The following is a 24527-nucleotide window of genomic DNA, read 5'->3' as shown; positions in this document are numbered from 1 at the left end:
GCCATTTCGGCGGCCTGCAGGCCATTATTGGCGCGGGCGACTTCGTCATGGCCCTTGAACAGGATCTGCCAGGCGCGGGTGAGCGCGCGCATGGGCAGCTTGCCGGCAAGCTCGGCGCCGCGCTTGCGCTCGTCCGGCGTCAGCGAGACGTCATCGGCGGCGGCGGGGACGACCTTGATGCGGGTCACCAGATGGGTGAAATCGGCGAGGTCGGCGACCAGGGTCTGGGGATCGGCGCCCATGTCGTAGAGGGCGCGCATGGTCTCAATCGCCTCGCCGATGCGGCCACCCATCAATTCCTCGAAGAGATCGATGATGCGCGCGCGATCGCCGAGGCCGAGCATGGCCTTGACGGTGGCGGCGGTGACCGTGCCATTGCCATGGGCGATGGCCTGATCGAGCAGGCTGAGATTGTCGCGGGCCGAGCCCTCGCCGGCGCGGACGATCATGGCCAGCGCCTCAGGCTCGAAGGAAATGCCTTCCTGGCCCAGGATCGATTCGAGGTAGGCGGTCATGATCTCGGGCGTGATGCGGCGCAGGTCGAAGCGCATGCAACGGCTGAGGATCGTCACCGGCACCTTGCGGATCTCGGTGGTGGCGAAGATGAACTTCACATAGGGCGGCGGCTCTTCGAGGGTCTTGAGCAGGCCGTTGAAAGCGGCCGTCGAGAGCATGTGCACTTCGTCGATGACATAGACTTTGTAGGGCGCCGAGGAGGGCGCGTATTTCACCGAGTCGATGATCTCGCGGATATCGTTGATGCCGGTATTGGAGGCGGCGTCCATTTCGATGACGTCAACATGGCGGCCTTCGATGATGGCGCGGCAGTGCTCGCCCTCGACGCTCAGATCGAGCGTGGGATGGGGGCCGGAGGCGTCTTCATAGTTGAAGGCACGGGCAAGGATGCGGGCCGTGGTGGTCTTGCCGACGCCGCGCACGCCGGTGAGGATGAAGGCATGGTGGATGCGGTTCTGCGCGAAGGCATTGCCCAGCGTCTGCACCATGGCATCCTGGCCGACAAGCGTGGTGAAATCGCGCGGCCGGTATTTGCGGGCGAGGACGAGGTAGGGCGAGGTCGGTGCGTCAGCCATCGAGCCCTTCTGTCGCTTGCGGGGTGGGGAATCTGCCTTGGGTCATGCGACCATCATAGAGGCAAGTAGGAGGCTGGCAACGACCCGTGAAGGTCTCGTTGGGGCTGCTTCCTTCCGGACCTGACCCGGTTGGCGAGGAACACGTCCGCGCCAACCTCCCGATCGCTATATGCGAACAAAATCGGGCAAAGGCAAGACCTCAGGGGGCGAAGAGGCTCCTCAAAACAGCCAAGGTCTCCATCAGGCTACGCTACCAGTTGTGCCCCATTGACCGACTAGGACAATTGCCCTAGTGCTGAAGCAGCAAGCAACATGGCGATGAGATGCCAACCTCCCCCACCCGAGACTTGATCATCGAGAAAGCGGATGCGCTCTTCTATGAGGGCGGGTTCGAGGCCACGTCCTTTGCCGACATTGCGGCAATTGTGGGCATATCGAGGGGAAATTTCTACCACCACTTCAAGACCAAGGACGAAATCCTCGACGCCGTCATCAGCCGGCGGATGACACGGACCCGGGCGACGCTTGAAGACTGGGAGATTGAGGACGAACGTCCGCGCTATCGCATCCTGTCCTTCGTCCACATGGTCATCGCCAACCAAACCGAGATAATGGCCTTTGGCTGCCCGGTGGGAACGCTTTGCTCCGAACTTGCCAAGCTGGACCATGTTTCGAAAGGTCGCGCGGCAGATATCTTCAGCCTGTTCCGTGACTGGCTGGCCGGTCAGTTCCGTGCGCTTGGCGCCGGGGATCGGGCGGACGACTTGGCCCTGCATATCCTGGGCTGGTCGCAAGGCGTGGCCGTCCTGGCCTCAGCCTTCCATGACGAGGCGTTCATCCGCCGCGAGGTGATCGGGATCACGACCTGGCTCGACAGCCTGCCAAACCTTTCACATCACAATTGACCATGGGGTTTCGATGTTCATTACGTTCCTGAAATTTGCCGAGAACCGCGCTGCTGCGCCGACGGTCATGGCGGCGCACAATGAATGGATCGCCAAGGGCTTTGCGGATGGCGTGTTTCTTTGTGTCGGCTCACTGCTGCCCGGAGCGGGCGGCGTCATCATCGCCCAAGGCGAAGGCCGCGAGGACTATGAAGCCCGCATTGCAGCTGATCCATTTGTCGGGCAGAGAATCGTTACCGCCGAAACCCATGAGGTCGACGCGAAAAGCACCGTCGCGGCGTGGGACTTTTTGAAGACAGCGGCGTGAGCGCGATCGTTCCACGTTACTCTGCTGGACTTCATCGCTCCCATTTCTGAGGGCGATGCTGTTTTTGAGCGCCTCGCCATGCGCGTTGGCTGACCGGGGCGAGAGCAGCGCCCGCCGCGTAAACCATGAATCCACATCAGGCCGGACGGCCGGCCCTGCCCGCGTTAAGGTTTCGTCAACCATAGGCGGGAGGTTGCCATGCGTGTTCCATCCATCGGATTGCCGCTCGATGAGCGCCGCATCGTGCGCGAGGGATACCGGTTGGCCGAGCGAATGCTGGCCGGCTACGAGGACCCGCCGGGACTAACCTTCAGGATCGGCCGGTGGCTGGCGCAATTGCGCCTGATGGTGCTGGCGCGCGACTGAGGCTTCCCGGCAGGCGCAACAGCACCAGAAGCGTCGGCGCGTCGATGCGCGCTTCCAAACTCGTGAACTGGTTCAAGCGCCCCGCCCTTGCTCCGCCGGCCCGGTGTGGTTATGCCCTGTTGAAAATCTCCGAGTTGTAGCGGCTCTGCTGCTTCGGAGCCGACCATCGGAGAAGCCGGCACATGGCCAGACGTCGCCCCACTTCGTTGCGCACCTCGGTCGAGGACGTCGCCGCTTCCAAACGGGCGCCGCAGACGCCGCAGACCCAGTCCGCGGCGTTCCGGCTGGCCTTTGCCGACGACGAATTCATGACCTCGGAAGATACCCGCGGCATCCGCTTCCAGCTCGAATATCTCAAGCCCGAGTTCCGCCTGCGCGAGCGCGGCATCAATTCAACCGTGGTGCTGTTTGGCGGCGCGCGCATTCCGGCGCCGGGGCAGCCGGCCTGGGCGGCCAAGAACGAGGTGCAGAAGAAGAACCTGGAAGCGGCGTCGCGCTATTATGAAGAAGCGCGGCGTTTTGCTCAGCTCGCCTCGTTCACCTCGCGTGCGCTGGACTTCAAGGATTATGTGGTGGTGACCGGCGGTGGGCCGGGCGTGATGGAGGCGGGCAATCGCGGGGCGGCCGATGTCGGCGCGCCCTCGATCGGGCTCAACATCGTGCTGCCGCATGAGCAGGCACCCAATCTTTATGTGACGCCCGAGCTGAGCTTCAATTTCCACTATTTTGCCACCCGCAAGATCCACTTCCTGATGCGGGCCAAGGCGGTGGCGGTATTCCCCGGCGGCTTCGGCACGCTGGATGAGTTCTTCGAGACGCTGACGCTGATCCAGACCGGGCGCATGGATCGTGTGCCGCTGCTGCTGTTCGGGGCGGAGTTCTGGGGCAAGGTCATCAATTTCGAGGCGCTGGCCGAAGCCGGCACCATCGCGCCCGACGACATCAAGCTGTTCCACGTGGTCGATACCGCCCAGCAGGGCTGGGACGTGGTGCGGCAGTTCTACAACCTGCCCGCGATCGACGAAGTGCTGCGGGGGGACTGAGCCCCGCGGCTTGCCTAGTCGTTCTCGGCGGCCGGATAGACGCCCAGCACGCGGAAATGGTCGGTGAAGAAGCCGAGTTCCTCAAAGGCATGCTGCACGCCAATATCGGAGGGATGGCCCTCGATGTCGGCATAGAACTGGGTGGCCGTGAAGGCGCCGCCGACCATGTAGCTTTCCAGCTTGGTCATGTTGATTCCATTGGTGGCAAAGCCGCCCATGGCCTTGTAGAGCGCCGCCGGCACGTTACGCACGCGGAAGACAAAGGTGGTCTTGACCTTGCCGTTGCCGGCCGGGGCCTCCTGCTTGTCGCGCGAAAGCACCAGGAAGCGCGTGGTGTTGTGCGCGGCGTCCTCGATATTGGAGGCCAGCACTGTCAAGCCGTAGATTTCCGCGGCGAATTTCGAGGCGATGGCGGCCACGGACTTGTCGGCCTTCTGCGACACTTCGCGGGCGGAGCCAGCGGTATCGACGGCATTGATGGTGCGGAAGCCATGGTCGGCGATGAACTTGCGGCACTGGCCGAGGGCCACCGACAGCGACTGGACGGCCTTGATGTCGTCCAGCGTCGCGCCGGGCACGCCCAGCAGGTTCATCTCCACGCGCAGGAAGGTCTCGCCGATGATGAAAAGACCGCTTTCGGGCAGCAGGTGATGGATGTCGGTGATGCGGCCATAGAGCGAGTTCTCGACCGGCACCACGGCGAAATCGGCGCGGCCTGACTGCACCGCATTGATGGTCTCCTCGAAGGTGACGCAGCCCATCGCTTCCTCGCCGGGGAACATATTGTTGGCGGCGGCGTGGCTGAAGGCGCCGGGCTCGCCCTGGAAAGCGATCTTCTTGGTCATCGAGGAGGTCCGTATCTGGTAGGCGAAAGGCTTTTGAACCGGGGCGCAGGCGGAGTCAATTGAACGGCGGCGGCAGCGGGGGGCGGATCGCTGGTGGGGAATTGTCGCAGTACCGCTTTGCACGGTTGCACAGCCCTGGCCTTTGCGACTATCTTCCGCCCGCGCCGGGCCCCCACGTTGAGGCGATTTTCCTTTGGGATATCGAAAGTTGGGCCGGGTTCGACTATCGTCCACAGGGGATGGACTGGCAGAGAGACCAAATGGATTCGTTCGAGCTTAACAAGATCATAGGCGCCGTGCTGGGCACGCTGTTGTTCGTCATGGGCGCCGGCTTTGTCGCAGAAGCCATCTACCATCCCATCCAAGGCCGCGGCCCGGGCTATGCCCTGCCAGAGCCGGAAGTCGCCGAGGCCGGCGAAGCGGCCGAGGCCGCGCCGGAAGTGCCGCTTGGCGTGCTGCTGGCCAGTGCCAGCGCCGAGCGCGGCGCCGCTGCGACCCGCAAGTGCCAGTCGTGCCACAACTTCGGCGAGGGCGAACCCAACAAGCAGGGTCCGGGCCTCTATGGCGTCGTAGGCCGGCCCGAGGGCAGCCATGAAGGCTTTGCCTATTCGGATGCCCTTCTGGCGCACAACGCCGCCGGGGATGTCTGGAGCTATGACAATCTCAACGCCTTCCTGACCAAGCCGAGCGACTATGCGCCCGGCACCAAGATGAACTTCGCCGGTATCCGCACCGCCGAAGAGCGCGCCGATATCCTGGCCTACCTGCAGACGCTGGCGGCTACTCCCGTGCCGTTCCCGGCCGCCGAAGAGGCTCCGACCGCGCCCGCCGCGGATGCCGAAGCCGCTCCGGCGGACGCTGCCGGAACACCGCAGCCCGACGCAACGGCGCCAGCCGAGCCGACCGCACCCGCCGAGGTCGTGGAGACCCCGACCACCACGCAGAGCGAAACCCCGGTGGAGGGCACGGCTACGGGCAGCGGTACGCCCGCCGGCACTACTGACGAAACGCCGACCGATCCGGCTGTGCCGGCGCAGTAGATTTCGGTCGATTATTGAGAATATCCAGGCCGCGCCCGTCAAACGGCGCGGCTTTTTTCTGGGAGGTCCCACATGCTGCTGCTGCATTTGTCCGATGTTAACGAGGCGAGCTGGGCGGAGAAGCTCGGGGCGGCGCTGACCCCCTACCCGGTGGTGCGGCGCGGCGACGATTTCAACCCGACCGATATACGCTATGTGTTCGTCTGGAAGCCCAAGCCGGATGCCTTTGAGGGGCTCACGGGGCTCAAGGCCATGCTGTCGCTTGGCGCCGGGGTGGACGCGCTGCTGAAGCATCCTAGCCTGCCGGACGTGCCGATCGTGCGGTTTGTCGATGCCGATCTCAGCCAGCGCATGAGTGACTATGTGGTGGCGCATGTGACCATGCATCACCGTCTCTATACGCGGTTCCGCGCCGACCAGAAGGCCCGGCGCTGGACCCAACTCTATCCGCCCGCCGCGTCGGAGACGAGCGTCGGCATCATGGGCATGGGGGTGCTGGGACAGGACGCAGTCAAGCGCCTGCTACCGCTGGGGTTCACGCTGCGCAGCTGGAGCCGGACACCCAAGGCGATAGAGGGCGTCGCGGGCTTTGCCGGGGACGAACAGTTCGATGCGTTCCTCGCGGGCACCGACATTCTGGTCAACCTGCTGCCGCTGACGCCGGAGACGACGGGCATTCTCAATTACGACACCTTCAGCAAGCTGCAGCGCGACCGGCTGGATGGCGGACCGGTGATCGTCAACGCAGCGCGGGGCGGCCATCAGCGCGAGGCCGATATCGCCCGGGCGCTTGCCGACGGGACGCTGGGGGCGGCGAGTCTCGATGTGTTCGAGACCGAGCCGCTGCCGACCAGCAGCCCGCTCTGGGAGATTGAGAACTGCTACATCACGCCCCATATCGCGGCGATTTCCAACGAGGCGACGGGCGTGAGCTATTTCTCGAAGGTCATCCGCGACCATGAAGCGGGCAGGCCGCTGATCAATGTGGTGGATCGCGGCCGGGGGTATTGAGGGGGCTTTGCCCTCAACTTTGCACTGCGCCGCACCTCCCCTCGACGGGTAAGGCTGGGGAGGGGTGCGGTTCAGCCCAAACATTCGGGCCAAACACCCGCCACCCTTGATCCCTCCCCGCAAGGGGGAGGGTGTCGACTGTAAGATCGTTCGACCATTCCGCGAGGTTACTGGGGCTATAGCTCCAGCGACCAATACTGGCCATTGAGATCGGCGCCGAAGGAATGGTGCAGCTCTTCCCGCTCCAGGGTGAAACCAGCGCCCTGATAGATGCGACGAGCCGAGACCAGACTATCCTGGGTCCACAGGATGATACGCTTGTAGCCCGACGCGCGGGAGAAGCGCACGGCTTCCTCGACCAGACGCTTGCCGATGCCGCAGCCGCGAAAGGCCGGCTCGACATAGAGCATGCGGAGCTGCGCAGTGCCTGCTGCTTCCTCGGCGGCGGGGATGATGTAGACCGAGCCGGCGATCTCGCCCCCCTGCTCCGCCACCCACAGCGATTTGGGCGGATTGGCTGGCGCTGCCTCGTAATCGCTGTAGAGCCGGGCGATCAGCGCCTCGAATTCGCCGTTCCAGCCCTGCTCGAGATGGTAGAGCAGACCCTGGCGATGGATCAGCCAGCCGAGTTCGCCTATGCGGTGGGGACGCAGGATCAGCGGCTCTGACGGCTCGGGCGCGGCCAGCAGATTGCGGATGCGCGCCATGGAATCGACGAGGTCGCGGCGACGCAGTTCGTCCAGCGGGGCGATAAGAGCTCTGACCGCAGCATTGCTGGCGCCGTCGAAGCCCTGATAGACCGCTTCGCCCCGCGGCGTCAGCGCCATGTTATTGGCCCGTTTGTCGCCGCGGACCGGCGTCATCGACAGCAGACCGTAACTGTCGAGGCGCCGGACCAGCCGGCTCAACTGCCCTGGGTCCATGCTCAGATCGCGCGCCAATTCGCTGGCTACGGTCGCCGCGCCGCGCTTGCCCAGCTCATAGACGATGCGCGCCTCGGCCAGAGTGAACGGGCTTTCATGCATGCCCTCTTCGAGCAGGCCTATGACCTTGGTGTAGAAGCGGTTGAATGCCCGGATGTCGGCGATCTGGCCGGTGTGATCAACCATGTGATGCCCCATATACTGGTTGACATGGTCAATCATATAGTTGTCAAAGTCAACTATCCTGGATAGCGTTGTTTCAGCACGCCATAGATGGCGCGTATGCCCTGATCGGTGCCGCCCTGGCTGCGGCCGGGTCGCGCTTCCGGCGCCCAGCCATAGATGTCCAGATGCGCCCAGGTGGTCGCCTCGCTGACGAAACGGCGCAGGAACAGGGCGGCCGTCACCGAGCCGGCAAAGCCGCCGCTGGCCGCATTGTTCACGTCGGCAATCTTGGAACTCATCATCGCGTCATAGGGCGCCCATAGCGGCATCTGCCACAGCGGATCGTCGGCGGCGGCGCCCTGATCCATGAGGTCGCGGGCCAGGGTGTCGTCATTGGAATAAAGCGGGGGCAGATCCGGGCCGAGCGCGACGCGGGCGGCGCCGGTCAGGGTGGCAAGGTCGATCAGCAGGTCGGGATGTTCCTCGTCGGCCAGCGCCAGGGCATCGGCCAGGATCAGGCGGCCCTCGGCGTCGGTATTGCCGATCTCGACGGTGATGCCCTTGCGCGACTTGAGGATATCGCCGGGGCGGAAGGCGGCGCCGGCAATGGCATTCTCGACCACGGGGATGAGCACGCGCAGCCGAACGCGCAGCTTCGCCGAGACAATGGCATGGGCGAGGCCAAGCACATTGGCAGCGCCGCCCATATCCTTCTTCATGATCAGCATGCCGGCCGGGTTCTTGATATCGAGCCCGCCGGTATCGAAGGTAACGCCCTTGCCGACCAGCGTCACCTTGGGGTCGCGGGCATTGCCCCAGGTGAGATCGACGAGACGCGGCGCCTGGATGCTGGCGCGGCCAACGGCGTGGATCATGGGGAAGTTGGCGCGCAGCAATTCGTCGCCGGCGATGATCTTGATCTTCATCTTGCGCGTGGCGGCAAAGGCGCGGATTTCGGCTTCGAAGGCGTCGGGGCCGAGGTCATTGGGGGGCGTATTGATCAGGTCGCGGGCCAGCGCGGCCGCCTCGACCAGTCGATCGACCTCCGCCGCATCGGCACGGCCGGGGCCGGCCAGAACCGGGGCAGGCTTGCCCTCGCGGTACCGGTCATAGCGATAGGCGCCGAGGCGGAAGCCGATTGCGGCCAGCGTCGGATCGCCATAGGCGCCTTCAAGCCGGTAGCGGCCCGGGCCCAGAGCGGCGCCGGCAAGGCCGGTGACCAGGGCAGGCCGATTGGCCTGCTTACCGATGCCGAACAGATAGGCCGCGAGGCTCCCATCGGCGGCGGGCACAGCCAGCAGCCGTCCGCGCTGCCCGGTAAAGCCGTTGGCGGCGGCCCAGGCGCCGTGCATGGCGGGCAGGTCGGCTGCCACCAATGCCCCCTCTTCAACGCAAATCAGGGGGATGATGGAAGCCTTGGCCATGACGAACTCCAGCGGGTGCTGATGCTCTTGTAGCGGGCCTGCCATGGGGCGGCAACGCTGCCAAAGGCGCACCTTAACTGGGCGTTAGGGTTAATAACCTATTGAAAGGGGCACGGTGCCGATTGGCCCGAGGAGTTGCACGTGACGTCGCTGAACCGCTTTTTCAGACCCATGCGGATGCTGCTGCTGGCCGGCGTGGCGGTGGTGGCTATCAGTGCCTGCGCCTCCAATCGCGGCATGTCATCGCCCGACTATTCGGGCCTGCCCGCCGGGCAGAGCCACCAGACCCTTGCCGAGCTGACCGCCCGCTACAAATCCAATCCCAAGGACAAGGGCATCGCCATCCACTATGCCGCGGCCTTGCGTGCTGTGGGCCAGAGCCAGCAGGCCGTGGCTGTGCTGGAAATCAGCGTCGGCCTTCACCCCCGGGATGCGGATATCGCGGTGGCTTATGCCAAGGCGCTGACCGCCGACGGCCGGTTCGAGCAATCGCTGCAGGTGCTGGACAATGTCATCCGTCCGGAAGCGCCGGACTGGAATGCATTGCTGGTCAAGGGCGCGACACTCGATCAGGTAGGGCGCAACCAGGAAGCGCGGGCGCTCTATGCCCAGGCCCTGGTTTATGCACCGGACGAGGCATCGGTCGAGGCCAATATCGGCCTGTCCTATGCCATGACCAACGAACTTCCTGCCGCCGAGCAGCATCTGCGACGCGCGGTGCAGATGCGGGGCGCCACCAGCCGCGTGCGCCAGAACCTGGCGCTGGTCATCGGCCTGCAGGGCCGGTTCGATGAGTGCCGCGCCATCTATGCGGCCGAACTGCCCCCCGAACAGGTCGAAAGCAACATGGCCTATGTGCGGGCCCTGCTGACCCAGCAGAACCGCTGGGACATGATCGCAAAGAGCTGATCGCCTTCCCTGCCACAAACAAAAATCCCCGCGTGAGCGGGGATTTTGCGTTTCGGCATGCGTGTCCGGCCGCGATCAGCCGGCGCCGCCGCTGGACATCACGCTGCCGACCGGGCCGCTGAATACCTTGATCATGGCGGGGGACAGGATGACGATGAACAGCACGGGCAAGAAGAACAGGATCAACGGCACGGTGAGCTTGGGCGGCAAGGAGGCGGCCTTTTTCTCGGCCTCCATCATGCGCTGCTCGCGGCCTTCCTCGGCCATGACGCGCAGTGCCTGGCCAACCGAGGTGCCGTAGCGGTCAGCCTGGATCAGGGCCGTCATCACCGACCTGACCCCATCAAGCCCGGTGCGGCGGCCCAGATTGTCGTAGGCGCGACTGCGATCTTCCAGGAAGGAGAGCTCGGCGGTGGTCAGGGTCAGTTCCTCTGCCAGTTCGGCGCTTTGCTGGCCGATCTCCTTGGCCACGCGCTTGAAGGCATGTTCCACCGACATGCCGGCTTCAACGCAGAGCAGCAGCAGATCAAGGCAATCGGGCCAGGCGCGCCTGATCGAGAACTGCCGCTTGGTGGTGGTGTTCTTGAGCATCAGATTGGGCAGATAGGCGCCCACCAGCGCCGCGCCGACGGCATAGGTAAGATTGAGATAGAGCGGGCGGCCGCCGGGCGCCAGCACCAGCATATAGAATGCGGCCAGCAGAAAGATACCGATCGGCGCGGCCAGGCGCATGAACAGGAAAGTGGTCAGGTGCCCCTGCCCGCGAAAGCCGGCCATCGCCAGCTTGTCGACGGTCGCATCATCCTGAAACGCCTTCTTGAGATCAAAGCGTTCCACCACGTTCTTCATATAGGTCTTGGTTTCGGTGGCGCGCCTGATGCCGCGGCTATCGGTGGCGACGCTGCCCCGCAGGCGTGCCATCTCCTCGGCGCGCATCTTCTCGCGTTCAAGCGCCACGCGCTTGATGCGATCGCGCATCTCGCTCTTGACGATAAAGCTGGAGCCGAAGGTGAAGACCACGGCCGCCGCCGAGATGGCCGCGAGTACGGAGATGAGGAATTCCCGCTGGGTCAGAAGCGCGACGAAGTTCATCCTGGCTCTCCCCGATCAATAATTGAACTGGATCATGCGGTTCATCACGAAGATGCCCGCCGCCAGCATGACAATGCCCACCCCCAACCAGATCTGGCCAATCGAGGTGAAGAAGAGCGGGGCGAGATAGGCCGGGGAGACCAGGCTCACCAGGGTGCCGACGACGAAGGGCAGCGAGCCGATGATGCCGGCGGACGCCTTGGCCTCGGCCGACATGGCCTTGATCTTCTGCTTCATCTTCTTGCGGTTGCGCAGCACCTTGGCGAGATTGCTCAGCGCCTCGCTGAGATTGCCGCCGGCCTGTTGCTGCACGGTGATGACGACGACGAAGAAATTGACTTCCGGCAACGGCACCCGATCAAGCAAAACGCCGACCGCCTCGGTCATCGTCATGCCGAAGGCCTGCTGGTCGAGCACGCGGCCGAATTCGGATCGCACCGGCTCCTTGGCGTCCTTGGCGACGACGCGGATGGAGTCGTTCAACGGCAGACCGGTCTTGACGCCGCGCACGATGGCTTCGACAGCGTTGGGCAGTTCATCGAGGAAGCGGTCCTGATACTTCTTGCGCTTGCGGCTGACATACATGCGCGGCAGCAGATAGCCCGCCGCCACGGCAAAGACCGGCGCGAGGTAAATCGGCACCTGGACCAGGACCAGGATGACCAGGACCACCACGCCGAAGATGATGCTGTTGCGAATGAAGGCCGCCGGCTTGATGGTCATGCCGGCCTGGAACAGCAATTGCGGCAGGCGTATCCGCTTCTTGGCGTTGAGCGCATCGGTCTGCGACTTCAGCGCCTGCTGCACGCTCTTGCGCCGGTCCTCGCGGCTGCGGGCAGCGTCGACCTCGAGCCGGTTGACGCGGATATCGCCCTGCAACGCCTTGCGGCGCTTGTCGGCCCGGCCACCGCCCAAGGCCGACGGAACGAGGGCGAAGCCCGCGGCGCCGACGGTGATCATGGCCAGGATGACAAGAAGGATGGTGGTCATTTACGAACCCAGCAATTGATGCTGCTCTGTGTTGGATTTCTCGAGCGCTTCGATGAGGTTGGCTTCTTCGTTGAAATAGCGGGCGCGCTCGGCAAATTGCGGCTTGGTAATGCCGGTGGAGCGATGCTTGCCCATCAGCATGCCGTTGCCGTCTTCGCCCATGATGTCATAGACGAAGATGTCCTGGGTCACGATGACGTCGCCTTCCATGCCGAGGATCTCGGTGATGTGGGTGATGCGGCGCGAACCGTCGCGCAGGCGGGCCGCCTGAACCACGACGTCGATGGACGAGGTGATCATCTCGCGGATGGTGCGGCTGGGCAGCGAATAGCCGCCCATGGTGATCATGGATTCAAGGCGGGAGAGCGCTTCGCGCGGGCTGTTGGCGTGGAGCGTGCCCATGGAGCCATCGTGGCCCGTATTCATGGCCTGAAGCAGGTCGAAGCTCTCGGGTCCGCGCACTTCGCCGACGATGATGCGTTCGGGCCGCATGCGCAGGCAGTTCTTGATGAGATCGCGCATGGTGATCTCGCCTTCGCCCTCGAGGTTGGGCGGGCGGGTTTCTAGACGCACCACATGCGGCTGCTGCAGCTGCAGTTCGGCCGAGTCTTCGCAGGTGATGACCCGCTCGTCCTTCTCGATGAAGGCCGTGAGGCAATTGAGCAGCGTCGTCTTGCCCGAACCGGTACCGCCCGAGATCAGCACATTGGCGCGTACCCGGCCCAGGATGCGCAGCACCTCGGCACCTTCGGGCGAAATGGAATTGTATTTGACCAGCTGCTGGAGGGTCAGCTTGTCCTTCTTGAACTTACGAATGGTGAGCGCGGCGCCGTCGATGGCCAAAGGCGGGGCGATGACGTTGACGCGCGAGCCATCGGGAAGGCGGGCGTCGCAGATGGGCGAGCTTTCATCGACGCGGCGGCCGACCTGGCTGACGATGCGCTGGCAGACATTCATCAGGTGAGCGTCGTCGCGGAAGCGCACATTGGTGAGGCGCACCTTGCCGGCCACTTCGATGTAGCATTTCTGGGACCCGTTCACCATGATGTCGGCGATGTCGTCGCGGGCCAATAGCGGCTCCAGCGGACCATAGCCCAGCACGTCGTTGCAGATGTCCTCGAGCAGGTCTTCCTGCTCGGAAATGGACATGATGATGGACTTGAGCGCGATAATCTCGGCGACGATATCGCGGATTTCCTCGCGCGCCGCGTCCTGATCCATGGTCGCGAGCTGGCTGAGGTCGATGGAGTCGATCAGCGCGTTGAAGATGGCCGATTTGGTGTGGAAGTATTCCTTGTCACGCGCCGCATCGGCGGGCGCGCGGACATCGACGACATCGTCGTTGCGGATACGGGAGGCCATGGTATCGCCATCGGAGCCACGGCGGGGCTGCGCGGGCGCTTCGGCGCGCGGTGCAACGCTGGGAACCGGCCGCGCGACTTCGCCGACGCCCGGAGTGTTGCCGCCAAAAGATACGCGCTTGCCAAACATTGTCGTCCTACCGTTCTAGAGGGCGCGACGTTCCGACCGGAACGGCCCTCAGGCCCGCTTCTTGAGGAACGAGGGCAATTTCATCAGGCTCGATGACCTGCCCCCGGCATGTGTCGCCTGCCGCCCGGTCACATGCAGGCTGACAGCGCGATAGACGTCGTTGATCTTGTTGTTGGCAGCGACCTCGGCGATCATCTGCCCGTTATTGGCCGCCGTGCCGAACAGTGCCGCATCGAACGGCACCTGGCCGAGCAACTGGCATTCGACCGAACTGGCGAATTCGGCTGCGTCGATCTCGGGCCGCCGCGGCATGCCCACCTTGTTGAGCACCAGGCATGGCGCCGTCTCGGTGGGCCGCAGCGCGCGGATGGTGTCGGCCAGGTTCTTTGCATTGCGCAGGTTGGCGAGATCGGGCTCGGCCACGATCACCACTTCGTCCACGGTGGCTAGCGTGTGCCGTATCCAGGCATTCCACGCATGGGGAATATCCAGCACCACCATGGGCATGGTGTTCTGACAGAGTTCGAGAATCTGTTCGAACTCGCGCTCCTCGAAATCATAGGTGCGATCGAGCGTGACCGGCGCGGTCAGCAGGTTGATATGGGTGGCCGCCTTGCTCATCAGGCGGTCCAGCATGGTCTGATCGACCTTCTGGTTGGCCGACAGCGCATCGGCCAGGCCGTGAGGCGGGTCCTGATTGAAATTGAGGCCCGCAGTGCCGAAGGCCAGGTCCATGTCGAGGATCAGGCTATCCTGGCGCAGGGTCGTGGCGATGGCCCAGGCGACATTATGCGCGACAGTGGAGCCGCCAGCACCGCCCTTGGCCGAGACGAACCCGATAGTTCGCCCGATAGGGGCCGAATTCTCCGAGGCGAAGAGATCAGTGATGGCGTTGACGATCTGCTGGGCGGTGGCCGGCAGGACGACATATTCGGAGATGCCCGAGCGAATGAGCTCGCGATAGAGCAGCACGTCGTTGACGTGACCGAGCACGACCACGCGGGTCGAGGCATCGCAAACCTCGGCAAGGCGCTCGAGCGCGCCGGGGATTTCTTCGGGCGCCAGAATGGTCTCGACGATGATGAGATTGGGCGTGGGATTGGACTTGTAGGTTTCCACCGCGCCATCGATGCCACCATTGTGGGTGGTCAGGGCCACCTTGGACATACGGCGATCATGGATGGCGCTTTCCACCAGCTGGGCGGTCTGGGAATGCTCGCAGAACGCCTGGATGGTGATGCGCGGAATAAGGCGCGCACCAGCGGCGATATCGGCTGCCGGCTCTTCGGCCTTAGGTTCTGATGACAGGAAACTCATGACACAAACTCTCCTTGACGCCTGGCCTCAGTCGAGGACGAAGCCGACCGAACCACTGAAGCTGCCGCGCATCTCGCCGGTCTGACCGACGCCATACATGTTCTCCAGCCGGCCCAGGAAGATCGACTCCGCATCGCTGGCCACCACCGAGCGGTCGGTGGGGACGGGAATGGAATTGGCCGGGCTGGGCGAGACCAGATAGGGGGTAACCAGGATCACCAGCTCGGTCTGCTCGGTCTGGAAATCGCGCGAGCGGAATAGCGCGCCCAGGATCGGGATATCCCCCAGCCAGGGGAACTGATTGATCTGCTGCTTGGTTTTTTCCTCCAGCAGTCCGCCAATGGCCAATGTCGTACCGCTGGGCAACTCCACGGAGGTGCTGGCCTCGCGCTTGGTGATCGAGAGGTCCGCCTGCGGCTCGGAGACCGAGGTTTCGACCTTGAGGCTGATAGTGCCGTTGGACTTGACCACCGGGGTGAAGCCGAGTTCGACGCCATAGGGCTTGAACAGCACGGTGCGGGTGCGCGTGCCGTCATCGTTGTCCTCATAGGTGTAGTAGGGCAACTCGCCGCCCGCCAGGAAGGTGGCGGACTCACCGGAAATGGCGGTGAGCGTAGGCTGGGCAAGGATGCGTAGCGCGCCGCGACCTTCGAGCGCGCGGATGGCCGCGCTGACCGCGTTGCCGCCACCGCTGAAACTGGCGTCGATGCCATCGAGGGGAAAGGCATCGGTGAGCAGGCCATTGGCGAATTGCAGGAGATTGGTGGTGCCGACATTGAACACGGCACCTAGATTGATGCCGAGTTGCTTGGCGACTTCGCGCTTCACCTCAGACACCGTGACCTGCAGCATGACCTGCTGTGCGCCCGAAACATCCAGAATGTTGGCGACATTCTCCGGGCCACCGGCGAACTGCACGGCAACTTCAGTGGCGCGGTTTCGATCCTCACCCGACAGAACGTTGCCGGTGAGCACGACGCGGTTGGTGTCGCCGCCCAGCGTCACTGACTCAACCCGGATGTTGGAACCCGGAATGATGCGCGCCAGCGCGATCTGCAGGGCATTGCCGACCTGGGACGGCTCCTCGATGACCTTGACGTCCAGCACCGCAATGGTGCGGCCTTGGTCGTCGAGAAAGAAGATGTTGGTGTCGCCACCGGTAATGCCCTGGACGATTGCACGCGTGCGGGTCCGCATGATGGCGGCGGCGACCCCTGGCTGACCGACGATGACCTCGGCGGCTCCCGCCGGCAAATCGATCAAGGCGGTCTTGTTGATCTCGACCTCGAACTTCCGCGTGGCGCCATAGGCTGCCGGCGAGATGGTGATGTGCGTTTCATCGGCCAGTGCGGCGGGCATGCCGGGCGCGGCCAGCAGGCTGATGGCAAGCAGCGGGATCGCCAGGGTAGCGGCGCGGCGGCGAAGCGTGGTGAAATTGATCATGATCATCTCCGCCCTATTGGGGCACCGCGTGGGGATCGACGGCCATGGCAGGCTGTGTCTGGTTGCCCGGCGCCTGTGGTTCGGAAAAAGCGGTGGGCTCGATCGCGCCCATTTGAGGGGTGGCGAGGCTGGCCGTGTTGCCGGCAATAACGGACTGTTCCTTGCCGAAGCGGATAAGCCGCACGGTCTGGTTGGAATTGGGTGTATCGACGGTACCCCGCTTGAAATCGATGACCGAGCGCAAGGTCAGGCTGAGCTGGCCAACGGTGGAGGCATTGATAAGGGTTTCGGCCTGGCCCGGGTCGAGCTCCAGCGTCGCAATGGTGGAGCTGTCGAACACCATGGGGGTTGGCGCCGGGCTGTTCGGATCTTCCTGCCCGCCAGTGGCACCCATTTCGCCCAGCCGGTGGCCGATGGCGAGCACACGCACATTCGACAGGATGACCTCCGATTGCTGGCCGGCGGACGTCTGGGTCGTCAGCAGGACATCGACATGATCATTGGGGACGATGAAACCACCGGCGCTGGAGGTGGGCGTGACACCCACCGAAACGCCGCGCATGCCCTCGGACAATACCGCCGACAGATAACCCTGATCGGTGCGAACCAGCTTGGCCTCGCGGATCGGCTCGCCGGGGAAAAATTCAAAGCGGGCCACCGCATCGGTCAATTGCGTCGGTGCATCGGGCATGGCTGAGATGGTGACATATTCGGCGCGCACCGCGCCTTGGGGCCAATCCTGCCATTCGAGCATAGCCGGGCTCAGTCGCACACCCATACCAATCGGCGCCTTGGCCACCAGAATCTGGGTTTTGGCCTCCTGCACGACTTCGGTCGTCACCACCTGCTGAGGCGCAGGACTGCCGCCGCGTGTCACCAGAAAGGCTGCCAGGCCGCCGGCGACAAGCGCCACAACCAACAAGATGATACGCGCCGGCTTCATGACTCACTCCGGTTGTACGCGGGCACAACGGGCCCAATTCCAACAGGGTGAACTGTGCAGGCAAAGGGTCAAAGTTTGGTTAACCGGGGCTTTGCGAATGCGGTTAACAATATGTGAACTTTGGTCTTTTGCCGGAATAGCAGACAAACATGCGCAAGCGGGGCCTGACGCCCGACGGGAACTTTCAGTTTGTTTTGCTGAACCTGATCAGGCGGTGAGACGCTCGAAAATGGTCGAGTTGGTGTAGGTAAGCATGCCGGCCAGGGCCAGTGCGATGCCATAGGGCACGCCGGACTTGCGGTCATGCAGCCGTTCGAGCCAGCGAAAGCGGGCCAGGAACGGTGTGAGCGGCATATTGCGCAGCGCAAGAATGAGCAAAGTGAGCACGCCACCCAGCAAGGCGGCATAGACGAGATAGGGCAGTGTCAGCCCGAAGCCGAGCCAGAGGGTGGTCGCAGCAGCCAGCTTGGCGTCGCCACCGCCGATCCAGCGCAAAGCGAACAGCACAAAGCCGACGGCCAGCACGACAAGCGCGCAGGTCACATGCATGGCGAATTGCTGCAGGGGCAGATTGATGGAGATGGCCACCACGCAAAAGCCGACGACCAGCAGCAGCACCAGCTTGTTGGAAATCCGCATGGTCAGCAGATCGGACGACGCCGCAAATGCCATGCCGAGGGGGAAAAGCAGCATTGCAAGTGTGGACATGGTCGAACTCCCCGCCGGCACAACCGGTCCGCTGAGATTGCCCAGCCGCGGTTAAGAAAGTTCAAATAAAAAGGGAGGAGCGCATGCGCTCCTCCCTTCGATCTACGCGTCGCGTAGGCAGCCTTACGGCACGGTCACGTTCAGTTCACCGGCGATGCCGTTGAACAGCGTGCCGAGATTGGTACCGAGAGCAGATGCGGCAAGGATGATGCCGACGGAGATCAGTGCGGCGATAAGGCCGTATTCAATTGCGGTCGCGCCAGACTCGTCCTGCGCGAAACGTGCGAAGATGTTCATTCCCAGGCTCCATTTTTTTACGTCATCCAGTGACGCCATCGTTCGACACGTCACACATCGAACAGTCACCGAGGCTAACGGCGAGTCCTTGAAATTGCGTTAATTGAAAGACGTGACGATGCGCTGTTTGACGTCGATTCAACCATATTAATCAAAGCGTTAACGAGATATGTGACATTTTACGGAAGTTGTAAACACCGGGTTATACTATGGCCCAGACAGGTGCTATTCCTGACATCAATATGTGGAGACATATCGCGCGACGGATACTCCAAGCGTCTCGCTTGCTACTTCAAAGCAAGCAGTTACTGCCGCCAAAGCGCGTTTGCCAATTATAAACCATTCGGGCCGAAAATGGCGTCATCGAGTATCAGTACCGCCGGAACCGCCGATGCGTCCCATGTTTGCCGCCGTCTTCGCATTCAGCCTGTCGCTGGCATCGAGCCTGGCTCCGGCACCAGCCATTGCGGCCGATGGCGCGCCGATCAATGTCAATGTGAACATGGCCCGCATCCTGCGCATCAATGCGTCGGCGGCGACCGTCATCGTCGGCAATCCTGGCATTGCCGATGTGACCATCCAGGATCCGCAGACGCTGATCCTGACCGGCAAGAGCTTTGGCCAAACCAATCTGATCGTGCTGGACAGCGCCGGCAACCCGATTGCCGACACGCTGATCGAGGTGGTGCAGATGCAGGCCGGCGTGGTGACGGTTTACCAGGGGCAGGCGCGCACCAGCCTCGCCTGCGCTCCTGTCTGCCAATCCGTCATCATGATGGGCGACGACCCGGCCTTCTCCTCGCAGGCCGTGGCCTCGTCCCAACTGGTGCAGCAGCTCGCGAACTGACGTTGACGAGTGATTAACCCTAGCCGCAAGCGCCTGGCGCGGCGGCCTTTATCCTAACCATCGGTTAGCCACGCCGGTCTAGGTTCGGTGCGTTGCAACCGGGCGTGGATAATGGCGACCAATCTTGTCTCGCTGATCGGACGAGCCTTGCTGCCCAGGCGGCGGCGCGGCTTCGCGCGCGACGAGCGGGGCGTCACGATCGTCGAATTCGGCCTGCTTGCGCTTCCCTTCTTTTCCATTGTGGGCGCCATTCTCGAAACATCGGTCGTGTTCCTGTCGGGCCAGATCCTTGAAAGTGCCGTGAATGACGTGAGCCGGCTGATCCGCACCGGACAGGCCCAGGCGGCCAATGTCACGCCAGCCAGCTTCAAGCAGACCATATGCGGCCGGCTGTTCGGGCTCTTCGCGGACTGCGAGAGTGCACTCTTTGTGGAAGTGCAGGTGCTCAACAGCTTCAACGCGACCAGCATCACGCCGCCCGTCGATTGGACCGCTGAGGAGCATGAGGAATGGACCCGGCCAGAGGTCTATGCGCCGGGCCAGGGTTCGAACATCGTATTGGTGCAGGTCTATTACAAATGGCCGGTCATTTTGGGGCTGGGCGACGTGTCGATGGCCAATCTCCCGGGCAGCCGGCGCCTGCTGGGCGCCGCCGCAGTCTTCCGCAACGAGCCATTTTCATGAGAGTGGCGTGGCGCAGACTTGTGCAGCGCCTGCGGCAGCTGCGGTTGGTCGAGGAAGGCACGGCGGCGGTGGAATTCGCGCTGATCCTGCCCATCATGCTGCTGGTCTATATCGGCTCGGTCGAGGCCAGTGCGCTCATTTCAATGGATCGCCGCGTGCAGTCGGTAGCGGGCACGCTGGGGGACCTGGTCGCCCGCGCCGATACGACCATTTCGGCCGCCGCACTGACCGATTACTTCCGCGCCGCCGAGGGGATCATGACCCCCTATCCGGCAGATGGGCTGCGCCAGGTGGTGACGCAGGTGGCGGTGGACGACGCCGGCAACGCGACCGTGGTTTGGTCCAGACAATATGTGGACGGGGAATATGGCGTTGGAACCGAACGTCTACTCGGGGACCCCTATGAGCTGGCGGACGCGATGGATACTATCGCACGTGGGAATTTCGTGATCGTGGCGGAGGCCACAAATTCCTATTTGCCGATGTATGGCTTCGTCTTCGAACAGCCCATACGGCTCTACCGCGAGAACTTCTTCGTGCCGCGCTTTGGTGGCAGCATCACCGTGAACTAAGGCCGCACCGGGCCTAGCGGAAACGGTCCGGCTGGCTTGCGCCGGTCACGGACGCGTGCCACAAGCCAGCATCCCTTACTCATCGGCGGTAGACCATGAACGATACGCTTGTCCCTGTGTTCGACCTTGGCGGCGTGTTCGTCGACTGGAACCCGATGTACCTGTTCCGCAAGCTCTTCGAGACCGAAGAGGACGCGTTGTGGTTCCACCAGAACATCTGCACACTGGACTGGAATCTTGAATTCGACGCCGGCGAAATCTATTCGGAGGGCGTCGCCAAGCTGATCACGCGCTTCCCCAAATACTGGCGCGAAATCCAGGCATTCGACCTGCGCTGGAAGGAGACGCTGGGCGGCTTCATCCAGGGCACGATCGATATCCACGACGAGCTGATCGCCGAGGAAATTCCGACCTTCGCCATCACCAACTTCTCCTGGGAGAAATGGGTGAGCTGCCTGGGCGAGTGGCCCTTCCTCGAAAAGTTCGACGGGGTGATCGTCTCGGGTCTTGAAGGTCTGGTGAAGCCTGATCCGCGGCTCTATCGGGTGTTCTGCGAGCGCTATGGCGTGGGCGCGGAGAATTGCGTGTTCATCGACGACAGCGAGCCCAATATCGTGGCAGCGCGGAAATACGGGATGAAGGGCATCCACTTCAAGGACCCGGTCATGCTGCGGCAGGAGCTGATCGCGCTGGGACTGCCGCTCAAGGCGAAATAATGACCGCGAAATCTGCGGTATTCCTAGCGATGCGAGCGCTGCTGATGCAGCACTGGGACCCCATAGGCATTAGAGACGTCGAGCAATGCTACGACGAGTATGACAGTTACATCCCGTCAATACTGAGTCTGATCGACGCGGATATCGGGATCGACGAACTCGCCCAATTCCTCGACAAGGTTGTTTCCGAGCGCATGGGTTTGTACAGCAATATGGCCCACAGCAAAAGCGTTGCGGCGCTTCTGCTGAGGTCTTAGGCCTATTTCGTCCCGTACATCCGATCGCCCGCGTCGCCGAGGCCGGGGACAATATAGCCCTTCTCGTTGAGATGGCTGTCGATCGAGGCGGTGAAGATCGGCACGTCGGGATGGGCTTCGCCGAAATGCTTGACGCCTTCTGGCGCGGCCAGCAGGCAGAGGAAGCGGATATTGTTGGCGCCGCGCTCCTTGAGCTTTTCGATCGCTGCCGAAGCTGAGTTGCCGGTGGCCAGCATCGGATCGACGACGATGATCAGGCGGTCCTCGAGGTTGGACGGCGCCTTGAAGTAATATTCCACCGGCTCCAGCGTTTCGTGATCGCGATAGATGCCGATATGGGCGACGCGCGCGGCCGGCACGAGGTCCAGCATGCCGTCGAGCAGGCCGTTGCCGGCGCGCAGGATGGAGGCGAAGACCAGCTTCTTGCCCTTGATGGCAGGGCTATCCATCTGCGCCATCGGCGTCTCGATCGGGATCATTTCCAGCTCGAGATCGCGCGTCACCTCGTAACACATCAGATGGGCGATCTCGCGCAGCAAGCGGCGGAACCCCGCGATGGAGGTCTCCTTGTTGCGCATGATGGTCAGCTTGTGCTGGATCAGCGGGTGATCGATGACCGTGACATTGCCGACCTTGGTGCTCATGGAAACCGCCTGAAGCGTTAGAGGAAATTCTTGCCATGGTGGCCGGGCGCGAGGCCGAGCCAGTGGGCAATGCTCTCACCTATATCAGCGAAGGTGGGGCGAATGCCAATCTCGCCAGCCGACAGGCTTGGGGAAAAGACCAGGATCGGTATCTGTTCGCGCGTGTGATCGCTGCCCGGCCAGGTCGGGTCGTTGCCGTGGTCAGCCGTGAGGATCAAAAGATCGTCGTGCCGCAGCTTGGCGATGAGCTCGGGCAGCCGGGAATCGAAATATTCGAGCGCCGCCGCATAGCCGGGCACGTCGCGGCGGTGGCCATACTCGCTGTCGAAATCGACAAAATTGGTCATGACGAAGGCGTGGTCCGCGGCCATTTCCATGGCTTCGAGCGTCTTGTCGAAGAGCTGCGGCAGGCCGGTGCCCTTGATCTTGTGGGTTACGCCGTGACCGGCATAGATGTCGGAGATCTTGCCGATGGCATAGACTTGATTGCCGGCCTGCTTGTTGCGATCAAGCAGGGTCGGCTCTGGCGGCGAAATGGCGAAGTCGCGACGATTGCCGGTGCGTTTGAAGCTTGCTGCGTCCTCACCGACAAATGGACGGGCGATGACCCGGCCGATCATCATTGGCGCGGTGAGCTCGAAGGCGACCTGGCATATCTCGTAGAGCCGCTCGAGGCCAAAATGGGTTTCGTGCGCGGCGATCTGGAACACCGAGTCGATGGAGGTGTAGCAGATGGGCTTGCCGGTGCGGATCGACTCCTCGCCCAGTTCGGCGATGACGGTGGTGCCCGAGGCATGCTTGTCGCCGAGGATGCCGGGTAGCTTGGCACGTTTGATGAATTCGGCGATCAGCTCGGGCGGAAAGGTCGGCTCGGTCTGCGGGAAATAGCCCCATTCGAAGGGCACCGGCACGCCGGCGATTTCCCAATGGCCGGATGGCGTATCCTTGCCCTTGCTGACCTCGCGACCGACACCGAAGCGGCCACCCCTGGCCGTGGCGGAGAGGCCCGGCGGCAGCGTGCCGGTCGAAAGCTGGATGGCGGCGCCGATGCCCAGGGCATCGAGATTGGGAACGTTGAGCGGGCCGGCGCGCAAGCCATCGCGGTCGGCCTTGCCGGCAGCTGCGTGTTCGGCGATGTGGCCGAAGGTGTTGGAGCCGACATCGCCATAGACGTCGGCGTCGGGCGCGCCGCCAATGCCGACGCTGTCGAGAATGCAGAGTATGGCACGGGGCATGGGATGATCCTCAGGCGGTGGGCAGAATGGTATCGGCGATGAGCGGGTATGCAGGAGCGGCTTCGCCGAGCCTGTAGGCGGATTTGAGGCGCGCTTCGGCGTCAGCCGCCGAGGCCTCGTCGCGAGCGTGGATGCGGGCGATGGGGATCGTGGTGTCGACGCGGGCGCCAAGGCCGAGCAGGCGGTCAAATCCGACGGTGTGATCGATCTTGTCGGTGGGCATGGTTCGGCCGCCCCCCAGAGCGACGACGGCCATGCCGACGCCACGCGTATCGATGCTGGCAATGGTGCCCTGCCCCGCGGCGAAGACATCGCGAACAATCGGCGCCGGAGCCAGATGCAGATCCATGGTCTCGACGAAATCGGCAGGTCCGCCCAGCGCCGCGACCATCTTGCCGAACCGCTCGGTGGCGCGGCCGCTGTCCAGTGCATCCTCGACCATCACGCGGCCGGCGCCGACGTCCTTGGCCACTCCGGTCATGGCGGCGACTTCGGCACACAGGGCGAGCGTCACTTCCCTGAGGCGGGCATCCTGATGCTTGCCGGTGAGGAAATCGACGGCGTTGCGCACTTCCAGGCCATTGCCGGCGGCGCTTGCCAAGGGCTCGTTCATGTCGGTGATCAGCGCGCCAGTCTTGAGGCCGGCGCCGTTGGCGACGGTGACGAGGCTCCTGGCCAGGGCCCGCGATTTTTCCAGCGTCGGCATGAAGGCGCCCGAGCCGGTCTTGACGTCGAGGATCAGCGCGCCGAGGCCGGCCGCAAGCTTCTTGGACAGAATGGAGGCGGTGATCAGCGAAATGGATTCGACCGTGCCGGTGACGTCGCGGATGGCGTAGAGCGTCTTGTCAGCGGGAGCGAGATCGGCGGTCTGGCCGATAATGGCGCAGCCGACATCCTTCACGACCTTGCGGAACAGCGCGTTGTCGGGGCTGGTCGTGTAGCCGGGAATGGCATCGAACTTGTCGAGCGTGCCGCCAGTGTGGCCGAGGCCGCGCCCGGAGATCATCGGCACGTAAATGCCGATGGCGGCGAGGATCGGCGCCAGCATGAGGCTGACGTTGTCGCCGACGCCGCCGGTGGAATGCTTGTCGGCGACCGGGCCGTCGAGGTCGGACCAGTCGAGCACGGTGCCAGAGTCACGCATCGCCACGGTCAGCGCGACGCGCTCGGGCATGGTCATGTCCTGGAAATAAACCGCCATGGCAAAGGCGGCGGCCTGGGCATGGGAGACTGTGCCCTGGGCGAAGCCGGCGATGAACTGG

27 protein-coding genes and 1 other RNA gene are annotated in these 24527 nt (G+C 63.3%); 12 read left to right on the top strand and 16 right to left on the bottom strand.

Annotated features, from left to right (window positions below):
- Both V6M52_RS14955 and ffs read right to left on the bottom strand, forming a co-directional pair.
- Positions 1-1091 (bottom strand): DNA polymerase III subunit gamma/tau (locus V6M52_RS14955; RefSeq protein ID WP_332701590.1); only part of this gene is annotated, 1091 nt, incomplete at its 3' end.
- A gap of 64 nt (positions 1092-1155) precedes the next feature.
- Positions 1156-1251, bottom strand: an RNA gene (gene ffs / locus V6M52_RS14950) — signal recognition particle sRNA small type.
- Between the two features lie 163 nt (positions 1252-1414).
- Here ffs and V6M52_RS14945 point away from each other — a divergent pair.
- From V6M52_RS14945 to V6M52_RS14930, 4 genes are all read left to right on the top strand, one after another.
- Positions 1415-1996 carry a TetR/AcrR family transcriptional regulator gene (locus V6M52_RS14945; protein ID WP_332701589.1) on the top strand — a complete coding sequence of 194 codons (582 nt, stop codon included), beginning with the start codon at positions 1415-1417 and terminating at the stop codon, positions 1994-1996.
- A gap of 13 nt (positions 1997-2009) precedes the next feature.
- A complete protein-coding gene (locus V6M52_RS14940; RefSeq protein ID WP_332701588.1) occupies positions 2010-2303 on the top strand; it encodes a YciI family protein in 294 nt (97 codons plus the stop codon).
- Between the two features lie 198 nt (positions 2304-2501).
- On the top strand, positions 2502-2669 hold the full coding sequence (locus V6M52_RS14935; protein WP_332701587.1) for a hypothetical protein: 168 nt from the start codon (positions 2502-2504) through the stop codon (positions 2667-2669).
- Between the two features lie 182 nt (positions 2670-2851).
- A complete protein-coding gene (locus V6M52_RS14930; protein WP_332701586.1) occupies positions 2852-3712 on the top strand; it encodes an LOG family protein in 861 nt (286 codons plus the stop codon).
- 14 nt (positions 3713-3726) lie between these two features.
- Here the strand turns inward: V6M52_RS14930 and V6M52_RS14925 are convergent, their stop codons facing one another.
- Complete coding sequence (locus V6M52_RS14925) at positions 3727-4557, bottom strand: prephenate dehydratase (RefSeq protein WP_332701585.1); 831 nt, start codon at positions 4555-4557, stop codon at positions 3727-3729.
- 260 nt (positions 4558-4817) lie between these two features.
- Between V6M52_RS14925 and V6M52_RS14920 the strand changes: the two genes are divergently transcribed.
- Positions 4818-5597 (top strand): c-type cytochrome, encoded by a 780-nt coding sequence (locus tag V6M52_RS14920; protein ID WP_332688971.1) that lies wholly within the window; start codon positions 4818-4820, stop codon positions 5595-5597.
- A gap of 72 nt (positions 5598-5669) precedes the next feature.
- On the top strand, positions 5670-6608 hold the full coding sequence (locus V6M52_RS14915) for a 2-hydroxyacid dehydrogenase (protein WP_332701584.1): 939 nt from the start codon (positions 5670-5672) through the stop codon (positions 6606-6608).
- Between the two features lie 176 nt (positions 6609-6784).
- Here the strand turns inward: V6M52_RS14915 and V6M52_RS14910 are convergent, their stop codons facing one another.
- Together V6M52_RS14910 and V6M52_RS14905 are read right to left on the bottom strand one after the other, a co-directional pair.
- Positions 6785-7753 carry a bifunctional helix-turn-helix transcriptional regulator/GNAT family N-acetyltransferase gene (locus V6M52_RS14910; protein WP_332701583.1) on the bottom strand — a complete coding sequence of 323 codons (969 nt, stop codon included), beginning with the start codon at positions 7751-7753 and terminating at the stop codon, positions 6785-6787.
- A 17-nt stretch (positions 7754-7770) separates the two neighbouring features.
- Positions 7771-9120, bottom strand: a complete 1350-nt coding sequence (locus V6M52_RS14905; protein WP_332701582.1) for a leucyl aminopeptidase family protein — start codon at positions 9118-9120, stop codon at positions 7771-7773.
- Positions 9121-9261: 141 nt separating this feature from the next.
- Between V6M52_RS14905 and V6M52_RS14900 the strand changes: the two genes are divergently transcribed.
- On the top strand, positions 9262-10029 hold the full coding sequence (locus V6M52_RS14900; RefSeq protein ID WP_332688963.1) for a tetratricopeptide repeat protein: 768 nt from the start codon (positions 9262-9264) through the stop codon (positions 10027-10029).
- Positions 10030-10104: 75 nt separating this feature from the next.
- Here V6M52_RS14900 and V6M52_RS14895 read toward each other — a convergent pair whose 3' ends face one another.
- From V6M52_RS14895 to V6M52_RS14860, 8 genes are all read right to left on the bottom strand, one after another.
- A complete protein-coding gene (locus tag V6M52_RS14895) occupies positions 10105-11121 on the bottom strand; it encodes a type II secretion system F family protein (RefSeq protein ID WP_332701581.1) in 1017 nt (338 codons plus the stop codon).
- Positions 11122-11136: 15 nt separating this feature from the next.
- Positions 11137-12111, bottom strand: a complete 975-nt coding sequence (locus V6M52_RS14890; protein WP_332688959.1) for a type II secretion system F family protein — start codon at positions 12109-12111, stop codon at positions 11137-11139.
- The gene (locus tag V6M52_RS14885) at positions 12112-13602 is read right to left on the bottom strand and encodes a CpaF family protein (RefSeq protein WP_332688957.1); all 1491 of its coding nucleotides are present in this window, start codon (positions 13600-13602) and stop codon (positions 12112-12114) included.
- A gap of 48 nt (positions 13603-13650) precedes the next feature.
- Positions 13651-14919, bottom strand: coding sequence for an AAA family ATPase (locus V6M52_RS14880; RefSeq protein WP_332701580.1), 1269 nt, complete (start codon positions 14917-14919; stop codon positions 13651-13653).
- A 27-nt stretch (positions 14920-14946) separates the two neighbouring features.
- Entirely contained in the window at positions 14947-16362 is a 1416-nt protein-coding gene (locus V6M52_RS14875) for a type II and III secretion system protein family protein (protein WP_332701579.1), read from the bottom strand.
- 13 nt (positions 16363-16375) lie between these two features.
- Entirely contained in the window at positions 16376-17305 is a 930-nt protein-coding gene (gene cpaB / locus V6M52_RS14870; RefSeq protein ID WP_332701578.1) for a Flp pilus assembly protein CpaB, read from the bottom strand.
- A 207-nt stretch (positions 17306-17512) separates the two neighbouring features.
- The gene (locus V6M52_RS14865; protein WP_332688950.1) at positions 17513-18013 is read right to left on the bottom strand and encodes an A24 family peptidase; all 501 of its coding nucleotides are present in this window, start codon (positions 18011-18013) and stop codon (positions 17513-17515) included.
- A 123-nt stretch (positions 18014-18136) separates the two neighbouring features.
- Positions 18137-18310, bottom strand: a complete 174-nt coding sequence (locus tag V6M52_RS14860) for a Flp family type IVb pilin (RefSeq protein ID WP_332688948.1) — start codon at positions 18308-18310, stop codon at positions 18137-18139.
- A gap of 391 nt (positions 18311-18701) precedes the next feature.
- Here V6M52_RS14860 and V6M52_RS14855 point away from each other — a divergent pair, with 391 nt between their 5' ends.
- The 5 genes from V6M52_RS14855 to V6M52_RS14835 all read left to right on the top strand — a co-directional run bounded on the left by V6M52_RS14855 (position 18702) and on the right by V6M52_RS14835 (position 21386).
- On the top strand, positions 18702-19157 hold the full coding sequence (locus V6M52_RS14855; protein WP_332701577.1) for a pilus assembly protein N-terminal domain-containing protein: 456 nt from the start codon (positions 18702-18704) through the stop codon (positions 19155-19157).
- A gap of 111 nt (positions 19158-19268) precedes the next feature.
- Positions 19269-19841, top strand: coding sequence for a TadE/TadG family type IV pilus assembly protein (locus V6M52_RS14850; RefSeq protein ID WP_332701576.1), 573 nt, complete (start codon positions 19269-19271; stop codon positions 19839-19841).
- Positions 19838-20413, top strand: coding sequence for a TadE/TadG family type IV pilus assembly protein (locus V6M52_RS14845; RefSeq protein WP_332701575.1), 576 nt, complete (start codon positions 19838-19840; stop codon positions 20411-20413). The genes V6M52_RS14850 and V6M52_RS14845 overlap by 4 nt, the downstream gene beginning before the upstream one ends.
- A 95-nt stretch (positions 20414-20508) precedes the next feature.
- Positions 20509-21129 carry an HAD family hydrolase gene (locus tag V6M52_RS14840; RefSeq protein ID WP_332701574.1) on the top strand — a complete coding sequence of 207 codons (621 nt, stop codon included), beginning with the start codon at positions 20509-20511 and terminating at the stop codon, positions 21127-21129.
- On the top strand, positions 21129-21386 hold the full coding sequence (locus tag V6M52_RS14835; protein ID WP_332701573.1) for a hypothetical protein: 258 nt from the start codon (positions 21129-21131) through the stop codon (positions 21384-21386). The genes V6M52_RS14840 and V6M52_RS14835 overlap by 1 nt, the downstream gene beginning before the upstream one ends.
- Before the next feature lie 2 nt (positions 21387-21388).
- Here V6M52_RS14835 and upp read toward each other — a convergent pair whose 3' ends face one another.
- From upp to deoA, 3 genes are all read right to left on the bottom strand, one after another.
- On the bottom strand, positions 21389-22030 hold the full coding sequence (gene upp / locus V6M52_RS14830; RefSeq protein ID WP_332688512.1) for a uracil phosphoribosyltransferase: 642 nt from the start codon (positions 22028-22030) through the stop codon (positions 21389-21391).
- Between the two features lie 17 nt (positions 22031-22047).
- Positions 22048-23265 (bottom strand): phosphopentomutase, encoded by a 1218-nt coding sequence (locus V6M52_RS14825; RefSeq protein ID WP_332701572.1) that lies wholly within the window; start codon positions 23263-23265, stop codon positions 22048-22050.
- 10 nt (positions 23266-23275) lie between these two features.
- Positions 23276-24527: thymidine phosphorylase (gene deoA, locus V6M52_RS14820; protein ID WP_332701571.1), on the bottom strand; the 1252-nt coding region annotated here is incomplete at its 5' end.

The organism is Devosia sp. (assembly GCF_036676215.1).
Classification (GTDB): Bacteria; Pseudomonadota; Alphaproteobacteria; order Rhizobiales; family Devosiaceae; genus Devosia.
Note: the sequence above shows the minus strand (reverse complement) of the source record. Positions and strands in the feature narration are given on the sequence as shown.

Coding starts and splice junctions, on each gene's coding strand:
- V6M52_RS14945 (WP_332701589.1), top strand. CDS start 1,415: ATGCCAACCTCCCCCACCCGAGACTTGATCATCGAGAAAGCGGATGCG.
- V6M52_RS14940 (WP_332701588.1), top strand. CDS start 2,010: ATGTTCATTACGTTCCTGAAATTTGCCGAGAACCGCGCTGCTGCGCCG.
- V6M52_RS14935 (WP_332701587.1), top strand. CDS start 2,502: ATGCGTGTTCCATCCATCGGATTGCCGCTCGATGAGCGCCGCATCGTG.
- V6M52_RS14930 (WP_332701586.1), top strand. CDS start 2,852: ATGGCCAGACGTCGCCCCACTTCGTTGCGCACCTCGGTCGAGGACGTC.
- V6M52_RS14925 (WP_332701585.1), bottom strand. CDS start 4,557: ATGACCAAGAAGATCGCTTTCCAGGGCGAGCCCGGCGCCTTCAGCCAC.
- V6M52_RS14920 (WP_332688971.1), top strand. CDS start 4,818: ATGGATTCGTTCGAGCTTAACAAGATCATAGGCGCCGTGCTGGGCACG.
- V6M52_RS14915 (WP_332701584.1), top strand. CDS start 5,670: ATGCTGCTGCTGCATTTGTCCGATGTTAACGAGGCGAGCTGGGCGGAG.
- V6M52_RS14910 (WP_332701583.1), bottom strand. CDS start 7,753: ATGATTGACCATGTCAACCAGTATATGGGGCATCACATGGTTGATCAC.
- V6M52_RS14905 (WP_332701582.1), bottom strand. CDS start 9,120: ATGGCCAAGGCTTCCATCATCCCCCTGATTTGCGTTGAAGAGGGGGCA.
- V6M52_RS14895 (WP_332701581.1), bottom strand. CDS start 11,121: ATGAACTTCGTCGCGCTTCTGACCCAGCGGGAATTCCTCATCTCCGTA.
- V6M52_RS14890 (WP_332688959.1), bottom strand. CDS start 12,111: ATGACCACCATCCTTCTTGTCATCCTGGCCATGATCACCGTCGGCGCC.
- V6M52_RS14885 (WP_332688957.1), bottom strand. CDS start 13,602: ATGTTTGGCAAGCGCGTATCTTTTGGCGGCAACACTCCGGGCGTCGGC.
- V6M52_RS14880 (WP_332701580.1), bottom strand. CDS start 14,919: ATGAGTTTCCTGTCATCAGAACCTAAGGCCGAAGAGCCGGCAGCCGAT.
- V6M52_RS14875 (WP_332701579.1), bottom strand. CDS start 16,362: ATGATCAATTTCACCACGCTTCGCCGCCGCGCCGCTACCCTGGCGATC.
- cpaB (WP_332701578.1), bottom strand. CDS start 17,305: ATGAAGCCGGCGCGTATCATCTTGTTGGTTGTGGCGCTTGTCGCCGGC.
- V6M52_RS14865 (WP_332688950.1), bottom strand. CDS start 18,013: ATGTCCACACTTGCAATGCTGCTTTTCCCCCTCGGCATGGCATTTGCG.
- V6M52_RS14860 (WP_332688948.1), bottom strand. CDS start 18,310: ATGAACATCTTCGCACGTTTCGCGCAGGACGAGTCTGGCGCGACCGCA.
- V6M52_RS14855 (WP_332701577.1), top strand. CDS start 18,702: ATGCGTCCCATGTTTGCCGCCGTCTTCGCATTCAGCCTGTCGCTGGCA.
- V6M52_RS14850 (WP_332701576.1), top strand. CDS start 19,269: ATGGCGACCAATCTTGTCTCGCTGATCGGACGAGCCTTGCTGCCCAGG.
- V6M52_RS14845 (WP_332701575.1), top strand. CDS start 19,838: ATGAGAGTGGCGTGGCGCAGACTTGTGCAGCGCCTGCGGCAGCTGCGG.
- V6M52_RS14840 (WP_332701574.1), top strand. CDS start 20,509: ATGAACGATACGCTTGTCCCTGTGTTCGACCTTGGCGGCGTGTTCGTC.
- V6M52_RS14835 (WP_332701573.1), top strand. CDS start 21,129: ATGACCGCGAAATCTGCGGTATTCCTAGCGATGCGAGCGCTGCTGATG.
- upp (WP_332688512.1), bottom strand. CDS start 22,030: ATGAGCACCAAGGTCGGCAATGTCACGGTCATCGATCACCCGCTGATC.
- V6M52_RS14825 (WP_332701572.1), bottom strand. CDS start 23,265: ATGCCCCGTGCCATACTCTGCATTCTCGACAGCGTCGGCATTGGCGGC.